General features: G+C 43.9%; 15 protein-coding genes and 1 pseudogene. 4 read left to right on the forward strand and 12 right to left on the reverse strand.

Annotation, left to right across the window (positions count from 1 at the left end):
- A partial coding sequence (locus ACFSRY_RS11500) for a choice-of-anchor J domain-containing protein (RefSeq protein WP_377507207.1) occupies nucleotides 1-3002 on the reverse strand: 3002 nt, incomplete at its 3' end.
- Between the two features lie 237 nt (nucleotides 3003-3239).
- On the reverse strand, nucleotides 3240-4397 hold the full coding sequence (locus ACFSRY_RS11505) for a trans-sulfuration enzyme family protein (protein ID WP_377507210.1): 1158 nt from the start codon (nucleotides 4395-4397) through the stop codon (nucleotides 3240-3242).
- A gap of 255 nt (nucleotides 4398-4652) precedes the next feature.
- On the opposite strand from ACFSRY_RS11505, the gene ACFSRY_RS11510 reads away from it, so the two are divergent.
- The gene (locus tag ACFSRY_RS11510; protein WP_377507213.1) at nucleotides 4653-5681 is read left to right on the forward strand and encodes a hypothetical protein; all 1029 of its coding nucleotides are present in this window, start codon (nucleotides 4653-4655) and stop codon (nucleotides 5679-5681) included.
- A gap of 167 nt (nucleotides 5682-5848) precedes the next feature.
- Complete coding sequence (gene lysS, locus ACFSRY_RS11515; protein WP_377507216.1) at nucleotides 5849-7396, forward strand: lysine--tRNA ligase; 1548 nt, start codon at nucleotides 5849-5851, stop codon at nucleotides 7394-7396.
- A gap of 76 nt (nucleotides 7397-7472) precedes the next feature.
- Here the strand turns inward: lysS and ACFSRY_RS11520 are convergent, their stop codons facing one another.
- The 3 genes from ACFSRY_RS11520 to ACFSRY_RS11530 form a co-directional block, all read right to left on the reverse strand.
- Nucleotides 7473-7910: a YtxH domain-containing protein gene (locus ACFSRY_RS11520; protein WP_377507219.1), complete on the reverse strand. Its 438-nt coding sequence runs from the start codon at nucleotides 7908-7910 to the stop codon at nucleotides 7473-7475.
- A gap of 256 nt (nucleotides 7911-8166) precedes the next feature.
- Nucleotides 8167-8520 carry a YtxH domain-containing protein gene (locus ACFSRY_RS11525; RefSeq protein ID WP_377507222.1) on the reverse strand — a complete coding sequence of 118 codons (354 nt, stop codon included), beginning with the start codon at nucleotides 8518-8520 and terminating at the stop codon, nucleotides 8167-8169.
- 171 nt (nucleotides 8521-8691) lie between these two features.
- Nucleotides 8692-9102 (reverse strand): YtxH domain-containing protein, encoded by a 411-nt coding sequence (locus tag ACFSRY_RS11530; RefSeq protein ID WP_377507225.1) that lies wholly within the window; start codon nucleotides 9100-9102, stop codon nucleotides 8692-8694.
- A gap of 201 nt (nucleotides 9103-9303) precedes the next feature.
- On the opposite strand from ACFSRY_RS11530, the gene ACFSRY_RS11535 reads away from it, so the two are divergent.
- Both ACFSRY_RS11535 and ACFSRY_RS11540 read left to right on the forward strand, forming a co-directional pair.
- Nucleotides 9304-9534: a Kazal-type serine protease inhibitor family protein gene (locus ACFSRY_RS11535; RefSeq protein WP_377507228.1), complete on the forward strand. Its 231-nt coding sequence runs from the start codon at nucleotides 9304-9306 to the stop codon at nucleotides 9532-9534.
- Nucleotides 9535-9564: 30 nt separating this feature from the next.
- Nucleotides 9565-9936 carry a cupin domain-containing protein gene (locus ACFSRY_RS11540; RefSeq protein ID WP_377507231.1) on the forward strand — a complete coding sequence of 124 codons (372 nt, stop codon included), beginning with the start codon at nucleotides 9565-9567 and terminating at the stop codon, nucleotides 9934-9936.
- A gap of 93 nt (nucleotides 9937-10029) precedes the next feature.
- On the opposite strand, the gene ACFSRY_RS11545 is transcribed toward ACFSRY_RS11540, so the two are convergent.
- The 7 genes and pseudogenes from ACFSRY_RS11545 to ACFSRY_RS11575 all read right to left on the reverse strand — a co-directional run bounded on the left by ACFSRY_RS11545 (nucleotide 10030) and on the right by ACFSRY_RS11575 (nucleotide 16287).
- Nucleotides 10030-10842: an enoyl-ACP reductase FabI gene (locus ACFSRY_RS11545; RefSeq protein ID WP_377507233.1), complete on the reverse strand. Its 813-nt coding sequence runs from the start codon at nucleotides 10840-10842 to the stop codon at nucleotides 10030-10032.
- 58 nt (nucleotides 10843-10900) lie between these two features.
- Nucleotides 10901-12580, reverse strand: coding sequence for a DNA repair protein RecN (recN, locus tag ACFSRY_RS11550; RefSeq protein ID WP_377507236.1), 1680 nt, complete (start codon nucleotides 12578-12580; stop codon nucleotides 10901-10903).
- Between the two features lie 119 nt (nucleotides 12581-12699).
- On the reverse strand, nucleotides 12700-12930 hold the full coding sequence (locus ACFSRY_RS11555) for a hypothetical protein (RefSeq protein WP_377507239.1): 231 nt from the start codon (nucleotides 12928-12930) through the stop codon (nucleotides 12700-12702).
- Between the two features lie 71 nt (nucleotides 12931-13001).
- Entirely contained in the window at nucleotides 13002-13907 is a 906-nt protein-coding gene (gene porD, locus ACFSRY_RS11560; RefSeq protein WP_377507242.1) for a type IX secretion system protein PorD, read from the reverse strand.
- Nucleotides 13900-15103, reverse strand: a pseudogene (gene coaBC, locus ACFSRY_RS11565) (bifunctional phosphopantothenoylcysteine decarboxylase/phosphopantothenate--cysteine ligase CoaBC). The gene porD and the pseudogene coaBC overlap by 8 nt, the downstream one beginning before the upstream one ends.
- A gap of 10 nt (nucleotides 15104-15113) precedes the next feature.
- Entirely contained in the window at nucleotides 15114-15440 is a 327-nt protein-coding gene (locus tag ACFSRY_RS11570; protein WP_377507245.1) for a DNA-directed RNA polymerase subunit omega, read from the reverse strand.
- A 10-nt stretch (nucleotides 15441-15450) separates the two neighbouring features.
- Entirely contained in the window at nucleotides 15451-16287 is an 837-nt protein-coding gene (locus ACFSRY_RS11575; RefSeq protein WP_377507248.1) for an outer membrane protein assembly factor BamD, read from the reverse strand.
- Nucleotides 16288-16356 lie beyond the last annotated feature (69 nt).

Genomic DNA, 16356 nt, shown 5'->3' on the forward strand with positions numbered 1-16356 from the left:
TGCTTCAGCATTCTGCTTTGGAAGATCTCGCTACCAGCTTCAACCTTCAAAATGTAAAGGCCTTTGCTAAGCTTGTTCAGGTTCTCATTCAGCTGATGCTGAACTGCCTCCTGCGTACCGGTTACCTCCATAAGTTTTCTGCCCTCTATGCCGTAAACAACCAGGCTAATGTTACGCAGGCTAGTTACACGCTCCGGAAGATCAAATTTAACGTTAGATACAAACGGGTTAGGATACACACGGAACTGGCCTTTTGTTGCATCAGCTATACCAGTAGTTGTTTCTGCATTCAGGTAGAAGCGTGCAGAAACAGGTAAGTGATCCGAAGTCGTAGACCTGAAGTTACCGATCAGTTCAAGTAGTTGCGACTCTATTTTAACTGAGTTCTCGATGTATTCATCCTCCAGTTCATTTGAGATAATTAAGTGATCCAGGAAGCTTGCAAAAGAACTAGACTCGTATGTAACAGCGCCGGTAGTACTTAATTCATACGTTAGCGGAATATAATTATCATTATCATCTACAAACATCTTATAGGTAGAGACATTGTTTGTTCCAACTACTGACATGTCTATGTCATCATTATAGTCTCCTAACAGAATCAAGTTCGCATTAGCATACTGTGCGTCTAATGTATCCTTTAACACCTGCAGGTCATACTTACGCCTGTTGTACTGCACGATATCATCACCGCTGTTAGCTTTGGCATGGATATTTATCAGGTTATACGTCTGCTTCACACCATCTATTTCAGCCTCAAACTCTACCAGGTAAGGAAGACGTCCACTTGCCCACAAATGACTTGAAGTCCCTGATGGATAATTCTCTATGGTCGTGGGATCTACCAGGATATCTTCATAAAGCTTCTTAAGAATCACCTTCTCCTTTTTAACAGTTACTACAGCAGGATTGTAAATAAAAGCAGTGATTTGCTCATTGCTGCTCTGCCAAGACAGTTTCTCACTTACGTAGTTATAGCCAATTTCCTGGGCAAGCTGCTGTGCTTTTGTCTCATCAACAATCTCCTGCAATGCAATAATGTCTGCATTTAAATTCATAAGAGCCGCTTTTGCATTTGCAAGCTGCAGATCCTCATTCGAAGGACCATTGCTCGTAGAACCAAACCACTCCAAATTCCATGTAACCACATCCAGTGTAGCTGCTTTAAGAATAGATGAACCAGACAACTGCCCACGTGTTACTGTTGGCTCTGTTCCACTTGTGAAGCTAACAGGTCCTTTGTTAACAGCAACCGCTGTTAAAGGCTTGAACTTAACAAATACATTGTTTGTGATAGCAGCTTCTGCTGGCGTATAAGTTAAAGAAGGTGAGTAAGTCACATTATCTTTAGACAGCACAAAGTTTGCAGGAGCAGCTACAACTACATTTTCTGTAAAGCCCGCAGCCTCAAAGGTAAACATCTGCGGAGCAGATACACTACCTACAGCAGTTTCTGCAAAGCTTAGGTTAAAGTCACTGGTGTTTATGTAATTAGCTACGTTTTCTAACTTAAAGTTATCAAGCGTCCAACGGGCAGCGCTCGAAGTAGTAGAAGTATAAACGAAGGCGATATAAGTGTTTGCTGACTTGTATGCCTCTAAGTTCAGGTTCTCAAGCTTTTTCCAAACATCGGCATTGTCTGCTGATAGTACTTCAATATCCGTCCAGGTAGCGGAAGAAGGATCGCCAGAACCGCTGTAGTTTGTTGAAACTCTCACTTTTAGATCATCACCTGTATACTTCGTTCTATAGTTGAATGAAAGAAGCGGGAAAGCAAAGCTATTGATATCCAGTTTTGGAGAGATCAGCCAATCTTCGTTTGCGTTGTTTCCGCTAGAATAGCCACTCATCTGCACAGCATTTGTGCGGATACCATCTGCGCCTTCCATACCAAAAGTAGTACATTCCCATGTTTGTGCACCTGTTACACTAAACTGCATCCAACCGCCGCTAATGGCAGAGCCTGAACAATTGTTGAAATCCTGTACAAAAGGGCTATATATTTCAGCAGACAAGGTGACGTTAACATCCGCCACACCTGTACTAGCATGTGTTACACTGCCTACATAAGCTCCTGGATTAGTTGTATTAACCTTTGCATACACAGTTACACCTGTAGTCAATTCTGCTGCTGTAAAGCTCAAGCTTTGTGAAAATCCTTCAGTAGCACTTTTAGAGATGCTGAAAGGGCTTTCAGTGCTTACTGTAACATCACTAGTCAGATTGTTTCCATTTAATCTATAAGACAAAACATTACTTTCACCGCCTACTACAGCAGAGCCGAATCCAAGAGCCGCTTCGCTAGTTGTAATAGGTGGTACCGTGTTGGCTCCATCATTAACTGTTATGTTGTCTATCGCAATACCGTCGCGAGAACCGGTAACGCCAGTAACTGCTATTTCATAGGTAATCCATCTTAACTGTACTACAGGTTGATTTTCAGCCGCTACAGGTAGCGTTACTTCAAAGGCGTCCGTAGCACCTTCAGTAGTTTTCCCTATGCTACTGTAGTCTGTGTTAGGTACGGTAGTCCAGTTTCCTGTTTCACCTGCTCTATATTGTAAAGTAACCCCAACAGAACGGTTCTGGTCATTTACAAGCTCTACATCATAGGCAACCTTAACATTAGTCTTACCTGTAGTATTCACAGCTGCAGCTATTTGGTTTGCTCTGCTACCCGTCAGCTGAATATAAAGTCTGTTATCTCCACCTAGCGTATAATTATACACGCTACCACTACTTGTCTGCTTAACAGCAGTAGCCATAATAGGAGCATCAGCAGTAGGAGCTGAAGACTCGGCGGCAGCCTTAGAGCTAAAGTAGTCCGCATACCAAGCAGCAATACCGTTTGGCAACAATGTGGTATTTTGCATACTGGTGAAGTCTGTACTGAAGGGTAAAGTTTGTACAGTGGGATTACTCTGCCCCCAAGCATTGCCATTGCCTAAAAAGACAAAGCAAACCAGCACAAGAGCGAGTAGCTTTTGTAAATGTTTAGCCATAAAAATTTGATTGAGTATGAATTGGGTTGATTTACAAAGGGAGACAATCCTCCTGCCTTCCTGAGGCAACTAATTTGCTGAGGCTGGTGGATTTGTATCATCCTACAAATCTAAGCTCTTAATTGAAATAATATGTTATTTATATATTAAGTATCAGCACATTACTATAGATTCATCATTTTCACCTCAATTTTCTTTTAAAAAGACAATTAAGATGCACCTCATGTTAAACTGGAATTATACCTGCTCCAAGGCCTGTTCTAGATCCTTTATCAGGTAGTCCGGATCTTCTAAGCCTATGTAAAAACGCACCATAGTAAAAGGTAGGCTAGGTTTTAGCTTACTATCCGTATAAGATGCGGCTATAGGGAAAATAAGTGACTCATGCCCACCCCATGATGCAGCCATCAGGAAATGCTGCAGACTATTACAAAAGGCTTCCACCCTTTCCATGCTATCGGTTTTCAAGGTGATAGTAAACTGGCCGGAGTTATTGCGCATTTGCCGCTTTGCCAATTCATACTGGGGGTTCGAGGGAGAGAATGGGAAGAATACTTTCTCCACCTTCGGATGCTGTTCTAAATAAGCTACTACTTTTCTGGTTGAGGCAGCCACACGCTCCATACGAACAGGAAGTGTTCGTAGACCACGGATAAGCAGCCAGGCATCATGCGGAGACATCACAGCTCCAAGTGTCATATACTCTCTTTCGAATATTTTATTGATGGTTTCCCTGTTACCGCAGATCACCCCTCCCATAACATCCGAGTGCCCCCCGATATACTTGGTACAGGAATGCACCACGAGGTCAACACCAAACTGTAGAGGGTTCTGGTATATGGGGCTAGCATGGCTGTTATCAATTATGGTGCTGTACCCATTTTGTTTTGCGATGCTTACTACAGCGGCAATATCCTGTAACTCAAAAGTATAGGAATTAGGGCTTTCCAAGTAAAGCAGCCGGGTGTTTGGTCTGGCAACCTCTCTGTAGTTTTCAGGATCGGTGCCATCAATCATACTTACCTCAACACCAAAACGGGGCAGAAACCGTTGCATTAAAGCGTTGGTCCAAGTATAAGGCTTTTTTACGCACACTATATGGTCTCCGGCCTTAACCTGGGAAAGTACAGCTGCAGTCACAGCGGCCATACCGCTACCAAAGGCTATAGCGTGTTCTGCTCCCTCCAAAGCAGCTAACTTCTTCTCAAGAATGGTTACCGTTGGGTTATTTCCTCTGGTATACAGATGCACCTCCGGTTCGTGCTGCAGCATGTAGCGCATGTCTGCTACTGTATTGCTGGCAAAGTTGCTGGTTTGTAGAATGGGAGGTGCTACTGCATTATAGTAGTTCTGCCGCTCCTCCCCCAGTTCGTTTAGTATGTATGATAAATCCATTTTTCTTCCTGTATTTGCTCTTGTAATTCCCCGTTTTTCACCCTTCCTGTCATTCGCTGTTTAAGTACTTCAACAGGTTTTTCTATCTATTTACGAAAACCTAAAAAGCTAATTGTCAACAACTTCCAAAAAACCTTATAAGCCATCTCTTATACCACAACAAAACCCTCATTATCAGTTATTTAAACACTTAAAAAACTCTACTATTTCACCCCGATTTTGCAACTGTTGCAGCTAATAAATTGTTGTAAATACATGAGAGAGAGAGCAGAAGAAAACGTTTTTCAGATCAATCAGCAGGAGCAGAATGAGCTTGATAAGGACTGGCAAAAATCCATTCCGGCACAGGTGTTTCTGAACTACTTCTTTGCGATCAATTACCATCTGAAAAGCTCAGAAAACAACGGGGTTGAGCAACTCGCAATTTTACGGGAAGCACAGTCTGAGATCGACAATAAAGATCTGGATATTGTAAAAAAACATTTGCTCAATAGTTGGAGCACAGAGTATGCTTTGCGTGCCACTGCAGAGTTAGGAGATGAAGCTTATATGCGTAATGCCCTGCACTGGACATTCCCGCAGGCCTATTATGCAGTGTTTGCTGGCTTGCAGGCTTACCTGCACACCCGTGGAATCAAAACGAATAATGAAGACTGGATTTTACGTGAAGCAGGCCGGCTTGTAGTAAAGAATGCCTATCCAAAAGCGATCGGTTTCTATGCTTCGGGGCATTATGACGACTTTAATGTACATCGTTTACCGTTAGCACATTATAAGCCCGGACTGCAGATCGCCGGCAAAGAACTGGAAGCGCAGGCGCAGATAGGACAATTTCTACGCACTACACGACGCCAGAAAGCCAAAGCGGTAAGGCAACAGGTGCAGGCAAACCCTGCCACTGCTATACGAAGCACCAAAACAGGAGATATACTTCAGAAGTTTGGGCCACAGCATTGGCAGCAGCTTACCTGGCGCATAGGGTATACTACTTTGTTTGATCTGATGGCACGTCTGCGGATATCATCTTCACACCGTGAGATTGACCGCTTCGTGCAGGCTGAGATTGATTTTAAGCTATTCCATGAGTCGCTGCTTGAGATTGTAAGCTACCTAAACGGCATACATGAAACCTATGTGGCACAGGCCATGGGAGTGCAGCAGTATGAGGCGTTTGTAAAGGAGCTGCCTAAATACCTGCAGAACTCATTTGTAGCAGCAAGGCTACAGGAGCGTATAAAACCGCTTTTCGGAGAAGAAGACTACCAGCTTGGACAGGCAGCATAATAGCAGCAGAATTGTTTTTACTTTTGGACTCCTGCAGGTTATTACCTGCAGGAGTTTTTGTTACTCCCCCTTGCAAAACAACAATTCACTAACTAACCTTTTAAAAGCTCCCGAATATTTAGCAATTTTGCAGTTTGATATAAACTACACACTTTTAGTATAATCGCATGCAACTGAGCGAACAGGAACTACGCAGGCGCCATGAGCGCGAAGAGCTGGAGAAAATGGGTATCAACCCTTATCCCTCTGAAACATTTGAAGTTACTGCCACTGCCAAGGAGATAAAGGAAAATTTCGATAAGGAAAAGAACAACTATCAGGAAGTAAGCCTTGCCGGCCGTTTGATGAGCCGCCGCATCATGGGTAAAGCCTCATTTGCGGAATTAATGGACAGCACCGGTCGAATTCAGATCTATGTTTCGCGCGATGACATTGCACCAGGTGAAAACAAAGACCTGTACAACACTGTGTTTAAAAAGATGCTCGATATTGGTGACTTCATTGGCATCAAAGGGTATGCTTTCGTAACGCAAGTGGGTGAAATTTCTGTGCATGTAACAGAACTGAAAATCCTGACAAAGTCGCTCAGACCTTTACCAATTGTAAAGCGTGAGGTAGATGAGAATGGGGTGGAGCATGTTTATGATGCCTTCAGTGATCCTGAACTGCGTTACCGCCAGCGCTATGTAGACCTGATTGTTAACCCGCATGTGCGCGAAACTTTCAAGAAACGTACACAGCTGGTAAACTCCATGCGTAATTTCCTGAGTGGCCAGGGCTACCTTGAAGTAGAAACGCCAATCCTGCAGCCACTGTACGGAGGCGCTGCGGCACGTCCGTTTAAAACGCACCACAATACCCTGGACATGACGCTGTACCTGCGTATTGCGAATGAATTGTACCTGAAACGCCTTATTGTGGGTGGCTTTGATGGTGTGTTTGAGTTTGCAAAGGACTTCCGCAACGAAGGTATGAGCCGCTTTCACAACCCAGAGTTTACACAGGTGGAGCTTTATGTGGCTTATAAAGATTATAACTGGATGATGGATCTGGTAGAAGAAATGGTGGAGAAGGTAGCCATGGATCTGCACGGTACTACAGAGGTGAAAGTCGGAGATAATGTTATCAACTTCCAGCGTCCCTGGAAACGGTTCACAATGTTTGAAGCTATTGAGCACTTTACAAAGATCGATATCTCTAACATGGAAGAGCCTGAGCTACGCCAGACTGCAGAGAAATTAGGCATCAAGGTAGATCCTAATCTCGGCAAAGGTAAAATCATTGATGAGATATTCGGAGAAACTTGTGAGCCTTACCTGATCCAGCCAACCTTCATTACAGACTACCCTGTTGAGATGAGTCCGCTTGCGAAGAAGCATCGCGACAAGCCAGGACTTGTGGAGCGTTTTGAAGCTATCTGTAATGGTAAAGAAATATGTAACGCCTTCTCTGAGCTCAACGACCCTATCGATCAGCGTGCCCGCTTTGAAGAGCAGCTGGAACTAGGCAAGCGTGGTGACGTAGAAGCCATGGTACTGGATGAGGACTTCCTGCGTGCGCTTGAGTATGGTATGCCACCTACAGCAGGTTTGGGCATCGGTATCGATCGCTTAAGCATGATCATGACCAACTCACACTCTATCCAGGATGTGCTGTTCTTCCCGCAGATGAAGCCGGAAAAACAAGAGAAAAAAGAAGAAGAAAAAGTGAAGTAAAAAATACTTCCTTAAATTAGTAAAAGGGCCTGCTATACTATAGCAGGCCCTTTTATTTTAGTCTTATTTATTTTTTCTAAAGACCCGGAGTTTTGCGGGAGTCGTTTATCATTCTGTTTACCTCCTGGTCATCCCATTTAGCTTGATCAGTATATGGGCTCGGCTGCTTATTTTTACTTAGGTTAGGGTTAATGTAAACCTCTTTATTTTTACCGGTCCACGAATCTACTTTAGTTTTAGTAGCCGTATATCCCTTGTTTACCTGATCTCCTAGTTTTGATGCTGAGTCTGCTACTTTCTTACGAGTAACTGTACCCTTTTCTGGTGCCAACAATAATCCGGCTATAGCACCGGCTGCAGCTCCAGCGATCAATCCCATTGCTACCGCACCTCCTCCAGAGCTTTTCTTGCTTTTAGAGGTCATGTCTTTTTGTCTGATCTGACGCACAGAGGAGTTAGTAGTGTATGTTGATTTATTCTCACCAAGTGATCTGCATTCCATTTCTGTTCTCATAGTTATATTTAGGTTTAATTAGTTTAACAATATGCTTTGCCCATGCAAAGTTGTACCTTTTATAACGGGAGAGCAGACGTAAGGTTAAGCATCCAAAGCCTCTGTAAAGCAAATAGGGCTTGTTCCTTTAACAGAACAAGCCCTATTTTACCAGCAATAAACACAAAGCTGCCTCAGCAAGACCCTGTTATAAAGAACAGTATCTTCAGCTTAAAACCTAATGGATTAATTTACTGCCAGAATTTTATGTTAGTACCTAAGCGTTACCACCTGTAGTGCTGCTACCAGAGGTTCCGGTAGTTGTGCCACCTGTAGAGCCTCCGGTACTAGATGAACCGGAAGAAGAGCCAGTTGAACCAGAAGTTCTGTCACTCTTACCGCCACCAGTATTGCCAGAGCCTGACTTGCCCATGTTACCGCTCATGTTCTTTATTTCCTCAAGGCCAGCCTGTAGGTTTTTCTCCAGGTCTTTGCTCATTTTACCAGCCCATTTCTTTACACTACCACGAGTCACCTCGCCAGTATCAGGAGCCATAAGCAGTCCGGCAATTACGCCTGCACTAGCACCAGCCAGAAGCGCCAAAAGAACTTTTCCGCTATTGTCTTTCATAGTTTTTATTAATTATTGTTATATATTATTTTCTACTTTTAGATGTGATGTAATAACGTTTAAGTATTGCATTAAGTTATATCTATAGTCCAGAATACTATTATATAGGGAATTAACGTACAAAAAAAGTCTGTTGCACTACACAACAGGACTTTTAGGACATTATTTCAGCTAACGCAACTCAGACAGAAGTCTTATAACCTCGTCTTTTGTTTTACCTAAGCGCTGCTGAATTCTATCCAGAAGTTCGTGCTCACTTCCCTGGTTATATTCCAGGTCTTCCTCAGTAAGTTCATCGTAGTTCTGACGGAGTTGCCCCTTCACATCTTCCCAGGAACCATGCATTACCAATTGTTCATCATCGTCACTACTTGCCTGGCCACTCTTTAACTTCAGATTTTCTGTCCAGGCTTTTATCTTCACATTCATATCATCGCTGGCTTTAGAAAGGCTGCGCATCACACTGTCTCGTGTGGCTTTCCCATTCTCCGGCGCTAGCAGAATACCTGCCACAATACCTGCACCTATACCTGCCAGGGTAGCCATTAGTATTTTCCCATTGTCATTATTCGTGTTGTTCATGAGCTTGCTTTGTTTAAATTCTCAGTTCTATTAAATGCACAAATTTTATCGCGTTAATGATTAGAACCAGGCTTAATTCTAATTTATTTAGATAATTTTATGCTCCAATTTACATACGTCATCAACTGTAGTTGGTTAAATTATACCGCTAAACACCAAGCTAGCGTATAAACCCATGGTAATAACAAAAGCTATAGAACTATGAAAGTAATTGTGGCATCCGCCATGCTCCTCCTGATTAGTACCTCCTGCATAAACTCTAAACAAGATGATTCGGCTTGTATTGATGAAAGTCGTATTAATCCTGATCAAATGTGTACAGCACAGTACGATCCGGTCTGTGGCTGCGACGGCAAGACCTATGGCAACGAATGTGAGGCGGACCGTGCAGGTGTCACCTCATTTACAAAAAGAGCCTGCAGCGACCAATAGCCATACCATTATCTATATAAATTAAGAAGCATGAGTGATAAAAAATATATTAAGCAGACTAACCCGTTCCGGGTGCCAACCACTGATGGCAAGTTAATCGAAGAACACTTTGGCCACGCCGCTACCCGCACAGGTGCCTTTAGTGTTGCCCATATGGTTGCCCCTCCCAGATGGAGCGAACCACATCAGAAACCTGAATTTGATGAAGTAACCATTGTTTTGCGTGGCCGGAAAGTTATTGAGATAGACGGGGAAGAAGTAGAAGTAAAAGCTGGGGAATCTATTCTGATAAAAGCGGGAAGCCGCATACGCTACTCAAACCCTTATGATGAAGAAACAGAGTACTGGTCTGTGTGTGTACCTGCTTTTGATATAAACTCTGTTCACCGGGAAGAAGAATAACGAAGACTTAGAAACGTTTAATACCACAAAAGAAAAGGCCTTAGCAAAACTGCTAAAGCCTTTTCTTTTGTGGTATTAAAATATGATACTCCCTTATTTTTGGATCATATCAATCACTCCTTCGGATATACCCATGCTGCTGAAGCCACCATCATGCATCAGGTTCTGCATCGTCACCATTTTGGTAAGGTCTGAGAAAAGCGTAATCGTGTAATCTGCGCATGCCTCTGCAGATGCATTGCCAAGTGGCGACATTTTATCTGCATAGTCATAGAATACGTCAAAACCACCCACGCCAGTACCAGCCGTTGTTTTAGTCGGAGACTGTGAGATAGTGTTTACACGGATCTTTTTCTGCAGGCCTAATCTGTAGCCATAGTTACGCGCAATTGACTCTAAAAGAGCTTTTGCCTGCGACATATCAGTATAATCTGGGAATACACGCTGTGCAGCAATGTAAGAAAGCGCTACAACAGAACCCCACTCGTTCATGGCATCCATCTTCTCAGCAACATGCATTACTTTGTGGAAAGACAGTGCAGACACATCCAACGTCTTCATAAACCAGTCGTAGTTCAGGTCACCGTAAGACTTACCTTTACGGATGTTCGGGCTCATACCAATAGAGTGCAGCACGAAATCGATCTTACCACCTAAGATTTCCTGCGCTTTGGCAAACAGGTTTTCTAAGTCTTCTACAGATGTAGCATCAGCTGGTATGATCTGAGCATTACAAGCCTCTGCAAGTTTATTGATCTCTCCCATACGCATGGCAAGGGGCGCATTGGTAAGCACAAATTCAGCACCTTCTTCTTTGGCACGCATAGCTACTTTCCAGGCAATAGACTTTTCATCCAGTGCACCGAAAATGATTCCTTTCTTTCCTTCTAACAGATTATAGGACATGTCTTTATTATTTGTTTATTCCTCCTGAAACTTGAGGCAGCAATATAGTAATAAGTCGTTACAGTGACAGCAACTCTTTTGCACTTTGATAAGCATTGGCACTCGGATTTGCCCCGGCAATCATATGTGCTATTTCATTCACACGTTCCTCGTCGCTTAGCTTTTTCACGCGGCTGATGGTCCTCTCTTCGGTATCCTGCTTATAAACAAAGTAATGTGCATTACCCTGCGCTGCAATCTGAGGCAGGTGCGAGATAGCAATAATCTGATGCTTCTGCGCCATCTGCTGCATCATCTTACCTACTTTCACGGCCACCTCTCCTGATATACCTGTGTCTATTTCATCGAACACGATGGTAGGCAAGGCTGTCTTATCAGCAAGCATATATTTCACGCTAAGCATAAGGCGCGAGAATTCACCACCCGAGGCCGCTTTAACAAGCGTTTGAGGCTGTGCACCCTTGTTCGCACTGAACAGAATGCTGATTTCATCGGTACCAGTGGCAGATGGAGTCGTACTAGCATGTTGTATAACAATGCGGGCGTTTGGCATACCCAACTCAGCCAACAGGCTATAAAGCTCCTGCTCAAACTGCCCAAAAGAAGCTTTGCGACGCTCTGAAAGTATGGCTGCTTTTTCAAGAACCTCTTTCTCGGCTTTCTGCATCTCCTTTTGTGTATTGGCGATCGCAGAGTCAAGGTTCAGGACGCTTCCTACTTTCCCCTCCAGGTCACGCTGAATTTCCAGTAGCTCCGCATTTGATTGCACCTGGTGCTTTCTCTGCAAAGTATAAAGCAGGTTCAGGCGCTCCTGCACCTCTACAATCCGTTCCGGGTCTGCTTCTGTTTTACGCTCCGCATCTTCCAGTTCACCTGCTATATCATTTAATTCAATCATACAGCTCTCGGTACGTGTGCGTAACTCCTCATACTTAGGAGAAAACTGCGCCAGCTGCCCTACCAGGTGAGCCGTGTCTTTCAAAGCTGATGTGATATTGAACTCTGATTCAGTAAGGGACTGTACTGCCTGCGTCAGTTTCAGCTTGATATCTTCGGCATTTTCCAGCTGCTTCAGTTCATTTTCCAGCTCTTCCTGCTCAGCCTCCTGCAGGTTTGCCTCCTCCAGTTCATTTAGAAGGAAGGTATGGTAGTCCAGTTCTTTCTGTGCATTTGCCAGCTGATCCTCTAACTTTCTGTAATCCGACTCAAGCTTTTTATACTTGCGATAAGAGGCATTGTAATCATTTAGGTAAGAGAGGTTGCCCGCATAGATATCAAGCGATGTGTTACCTGCATACACGTCCAGGATATTAAGCTGATAGCTGGTATCACCGAGTTGCAGCGTGTCATGCTGCGAATGAATGTCCATCAGGTTTTCACCAATCTTCCGGATTACATCCAGCGTAACCGGCGTATCGTTCACAAAGGCTCTTGATTTGCCGCTCGGGCTTATTTCACGACGCAGAATACACTGGTTATCGTAATCCAGATCTTCAGAAACAAATACATCTTTCAGGTTGTAAGACGAGATATCGAACACACCCTCTATCACACATTTCTGCTCCTGGTCAAAAAGCAACTTTGAGTCAGCGCGATTCCCCAGCAATAGGCCAATAGCACCGAGCATGATCGATTTACCTGCACCCGTTTCGCCCGTTATAATATTTAACACCGGAGAAGGATTCATCTCCAGTTTCTCGATCAGGGCGTAATTTTTAATTTTAAGATCTATCAGCATATAAGTAGTCTCAAGACTATAGACATAAGTTGTAAGACTTTTTGCCTATGCTAAAGTTCGGTATTTCCGGTTTATTTTTAATTGAATTTTAAATCTTTGATGCCAAAGAAAACGCGCGCCTAGTAAGGAGATTCTAAATCGTAGATGATTTCCTCTACCTGATCTGCCGTAAAATTGTGCTTCCCGAATCTGAAATCTTCAAGCTGCAATTTACCCTCACCTAAAGTGCGTAATATCCCATGCATGACCACTTTTGAACGCAAAACAACCTGAACCGTTGGTTGCCGCAGCAGTTCTGAAAGATGTTTATCCAGATCTTTTCTAAAGATTCGTACCTGGCGTTTACCCATAGCACATTTGTAAAGAGGCAGGTTGTTCTGCCACCGTGAAGTTACGCCGTTTTAGTGAAATTCTAAAAATTTTAGCGTTTTAGCAAAACTTCGTATTTGGAGTTGTTGGTAGGATCTGTCTGCGACAGAATAGTATAAGCTTTTTGCTTTTGTGCAGGGGCGGCATTCTTAAACATGTTCACCAGCTCATCTGACTTAGCATCAAAAAAAGCACGGACAACTGCCGCATTTGGTTTCTGCTGCTGCAGGCGCTGAACGTTTTCTAACACACTCAGTACTGTCTCCCGAGCCTTCTCCGGATTCTCAATCATCAGGTCAAGGCCCTGCCGGTGCATGTTATACATACCCTCACGGAATGCCAGGAACTGTGGATCTTGTATGTTGTCAATCAGCCAGTAACGGTTTCGGTTACTGTCAAACGCCTTCCAGCCCTGGTAGCCGGCCCCCTGCGAGGCAGCCAGGTTTACAACTGCACGTGCTTTGTCAAATGCTGTGGCTCCTCCTAATTTCCCAAAGCTGTCGTTGTCCACGCCAATAATCATATAGGCATAAAAAGCCAGCATCGACGACAGGTTAGAGGAGTAGTTGTTTTCAGCGAAGTCCAGTGGCTGGGCATCATTAAACTGGAAGGTCCAGTCCTTGTCAATAAAAGAGAAAAGGATTGATTCATAGCCGGTGCCATAGGCTGGCCTTACCGACACTACCTGCACATTTGCTTTGAACACACCAATCTCAGGCATTTCTGTAAGATTAATGAGGATGCGGCACTTAATACGCTCATTCGCCCGATACGGCTGATCAGTCCAGCGGCGGTTGTTCATGAATTCAAAAATACGCGTTTGCATATCCGTGAACAGTTGCCTGTCTGTGTACTGTACTTGTTCGCTGTTAACCACAACATCGCACTGCAGCTCCTGTGCATTTGCACCCCAGGCTGTCAGGCAAAACATCAGCAAAACAAGTAATTTCTTAAGCATAAATTCTATCCCAGATCAGGTTTACTATATCTTCGGCCACCTCACTTTTCTGCTTCAACTCAAAAGCAGTGGTAGCATTCTTTTCAATAACAGTGACTTTGTTCGTATCATGTTTGAAGCCTGCTCCCGGATCATTAAGGGAATTAAGCACAATCATGTTCAAGTTCTTTTTATGCAACTTTCCCCGGGCATTCTCACTCTCATTGTGTGTTTCCAAGGCAAAACCTACAGAAAACTGTGAATCTTTTTTCTCCTTACCCAGGGCTGCTGCAATATCAACGTTCTTAACCAGCTCTATTGTAAGTTCATCGCCGCTTTTCTTTATTTTTTTATCTGCTACAACTTTCGGTTTGTAGTCCGCAACGGCTGCCGCAAACACCAGCACATCTACTGAAGGCGCTAAACGTTTAACTGCCTCATACATTTGATCGGCAGTAGTTACAGCTGTTACCTCTATCAGTGGGTGGCCTGTTTTCAGATTTACCGGCCCTGAAACCAGCTTTACCTGTGCTCCATGGTTTGCAAAGCTTTCTGCTAATGCGTAACCCATTTTACCAGTAGAGTGGTTCCCTATAAACCTTACCGGATCGATAGGTTCATGGGTGGGCCCTGCCGTAATAAGAATGGTTTTGTCTTTAAACGATTTTTTGATCACCTGAAAAGTAATTCTGAAGCACTTGAACAATCTCCTCCGGTTCAGCCATTCGCCCTTGCCCCACCAGTCCGCTGGCAAGTTCACCATAGCCTGCCTCTATAACGCGATTGCCATAGCCCTGAAGCTTCCGGAAATTTCCCTGCACTGATGGGTGCTGATACATATCCAGATCCATGGCCGGGGCTACAAAAACAGGACATCGTGCAGAAAGATATGTTGCACTTAATAAGTTATCGCAAAAGCCATTGGCCATTTTAGCCAGGGTATTGGCACTTGCCGGAGCCACCACCATCGCATCAGCCCACAGTCCCAGGTCCACGTGGTTATTCCAGGTTCCGGTCTCATCCTTCACGAACTGCGTGAGCACCGGCCTCTTGGAAAGCGTGGCTAAAGTAAGAGGGGTTATAAACTCAGAAGCAGAAGCAGTCAAAATGACTTGTACTTCTGCTTCTGCTTTTATGAGTAAGCGGACAAGCAAGGCAGCTTTATAAGCTGCTATACTTCCACACACTCCCAGTATTATTTTTTTATGCCGAAGCATGAATCCTGTATTACAGGGATGGTTCTTCTGTCTCCTCGTCTGGAGAACGATAGTAAACCTTGCCTTCCAGGAACTCTTCAATTGCCAGGTTAGTAGGCTTAGGCAAACGCTCGTAGTACTTGGAAATTTCGATCTGCTCACGGTTTTCAAATACTTCCTCCAGGTTATCTACAGTAGTAGCAAATTCAGCTAGCTTAGAGTTTAACTCCTCTTTTAGCTTAACTGCCACCTGGTTTGCTCTTTTAGATATCACAGCCACAGACATGTACATGTTGCCAGTTTGCTTTGCAAAGTCGGCCATGTTGCGGGTAACGATAGATGATGGAACTGATGCCATATATGTATACTTAAGAATTTGCTTGTGTACTTAACTGATTATTCTTTTTGATTTTCTCGAGGTCGGCCAATGCCTGCTCATAAACCTGTTCTGCACTACGTGCATACTTGCTGCCAGGATACTGATCTATAAAAGCCTGATAGTAATCCACAGCGGTATACAGGCGTTCTTCCTGCTTACTCGGAATACTTTCCTGCGCAAATCTATACTGTGCATCCAGTTTCAGGAAGGCTGCTTCCTCGCTGTAAGGAGAAGAGGCATGCTCTTTCTGGAAGTTATTGAATGCCACTGCTGCTGATCTCCAGTTACGCAGCTGGTAATAAAGCTTTGCGTTGTCAAACGCTTTTTTATCCAGCTTCACTAGCAGCTCATCAATCATTTCGTTTGCTGCAGCAACTTTATCACTGCTAGGGTAACGCGCCAGGTACTCCTGTAAGGCCTCTATGGCAGTAAGTGTACTGGTTTGGTCCTGCTCATACGAAGGGGACTGGTTATACAGCGACTTTGCCTGCATAAACATTGCCTCCTCTGCCAATGGACTTCTTGGATACGTCTGATAGAAATTTTTAAAGTGAAAATCTGCCAACAAGTAGTCTCCTAGCTGGTAATACGTTTGAGCCAGGTAAAACTTGGCTTGTTCTGCAGTTTCGCTACCTGTCAATAAAGGAGTTACCTGCTCCAGTAACTGATTAGCGCGGTAGTAGTCCTCTTTCTCGTAATACTGGAGAGCAGCCTGGTATCTCTTGTCGACGTCGTTACTCTTCAACAGTTTTTGATAGTTACTACAGCTGGTAACTATCAGCAACAAGCCTACTAAGGCAACGGTATGTAAAAAGCCTCTATTCATGAACGGGCAAAATTATACAATATCTATGTGATTTACAAAACTGAATACAGCGGACTAAACCCGTCGCAA

The sequence above is a fragment of the Pontibacter locisalis genome (genome assembly GCF_042684605.1).
Lineage (GTDB): Bacteria > Bacteroidota > Bacteroidia > Cytophagales > Hymenobacteraceae > Pontibacter > Pontibacter locisalis.

What these genes read in the sequence shown, in the direction of transcription:
- ACFSRY_RS11525 (WP_377507222.1), bottom strand. Translation starts at nt 8,520, where the DNA reads ATGAAAGACAATAGCGGAAAAGTTCTTTTGGCGCTTCTGGCTGGTGCT.
- ACFSRY_RS11540 (WP_377507231.1), top strand. Translation starts at nt 9,565, where the DNA reads ATGAGTGATAAAAAATATATTAAGCAGACTAACCCGTTCCGGGTGCCA.
- ACFSRY_RS11510 (WP_377507213.1), top strand. Translation starts at nt 4,653, where the DNA reads ATGAGAGAGAGAGCAGAAGAAAACGTTTTTCAGATCAATCAGCAGGAG.
- lysS (WP_377507216.1), top strand. Translation starts at nt 5,849, where the DNA reads ATGCAACTGAGCGAACAGGAACTACGCAGGCGCCATGAGCGCGAAGAG.
- ACFSRY_RS11535 (WP_377507228.1), top strand. Translation starts at nt 9,304, where the DNA reads ATGAAAGTAATTGTGGCATCCGCCATGCTCCTCCTGATTAGTACCTCC.
- ACFSRY_RS11520 (WP_377507219.1), bottom strand. Translation starts at nt 7,910, where the DNA reads ATGAGAACAGAAATGGAATGCAGATCACTTGGTGAGAATAAATCAACA.
- ACFSRY_RS11570 (WP_377507245.1), bottom strand. Translation starts at nt 15,440, where the DNA reads ATGGCATCAGTTCCATCATCTATCGTTACCCGCAACATGGCCGACTTT.
- ACFSRY_RS11555 (WP_377507239.1), bottom strand. Translation starts at nt 12,930, where the DNA reads ATGGGTAAACGCCAGGTACGAATCTTTAGAAAAGATCTGGATAAACAT.
- recN (WP_377507236.1), bottom strand. Translation starts at nt 12,580, where the DNA reads ATGCTGATAGATCTTAAAATTAAAAATTACGCCCTGATCGAGAAACTG.
- ACFSRY_RS11530 (WP_377507225.1), bottom strand. Translation starts at nt 9,102, where the DNA reads ATGAACAACACGAATAATGACAATGGGAAAATACTAATGGCTACCCTG.
- porD (WP_377507242.1), bottom strand. Translation starts at nt 13,907, where the DNA reads ATGCTTAAGAAATTACTTGTTTTGCTGATGTTTTGCCTGACAGCCTGG.
- ACFSRY_RS11575 (WP_377507248.1), bottom strand. Translation starts at nt 16,287, where the DNA reads ATGAATAGAGGCTTTTTACATACCGTTGCCTTAGTAGGCTTGTTGCTG.
- ACFSRY_RS11505 (WP_377507210.1), bottom strand. Translation starts at nt 4,397, where the DNA reads ATGGATTTATCATACATACTAAACGAACTGGGGGAGGAGCGGCAGAAC.
- ACFSRY_RS11545 (WP_377507233.1), bottom strand. Translation starts at nt 10,842, where the DNA reads ATGTCCTATAATCTGTTAGAAGGAAAGAAAGGAATCATTTTCGGTGCA.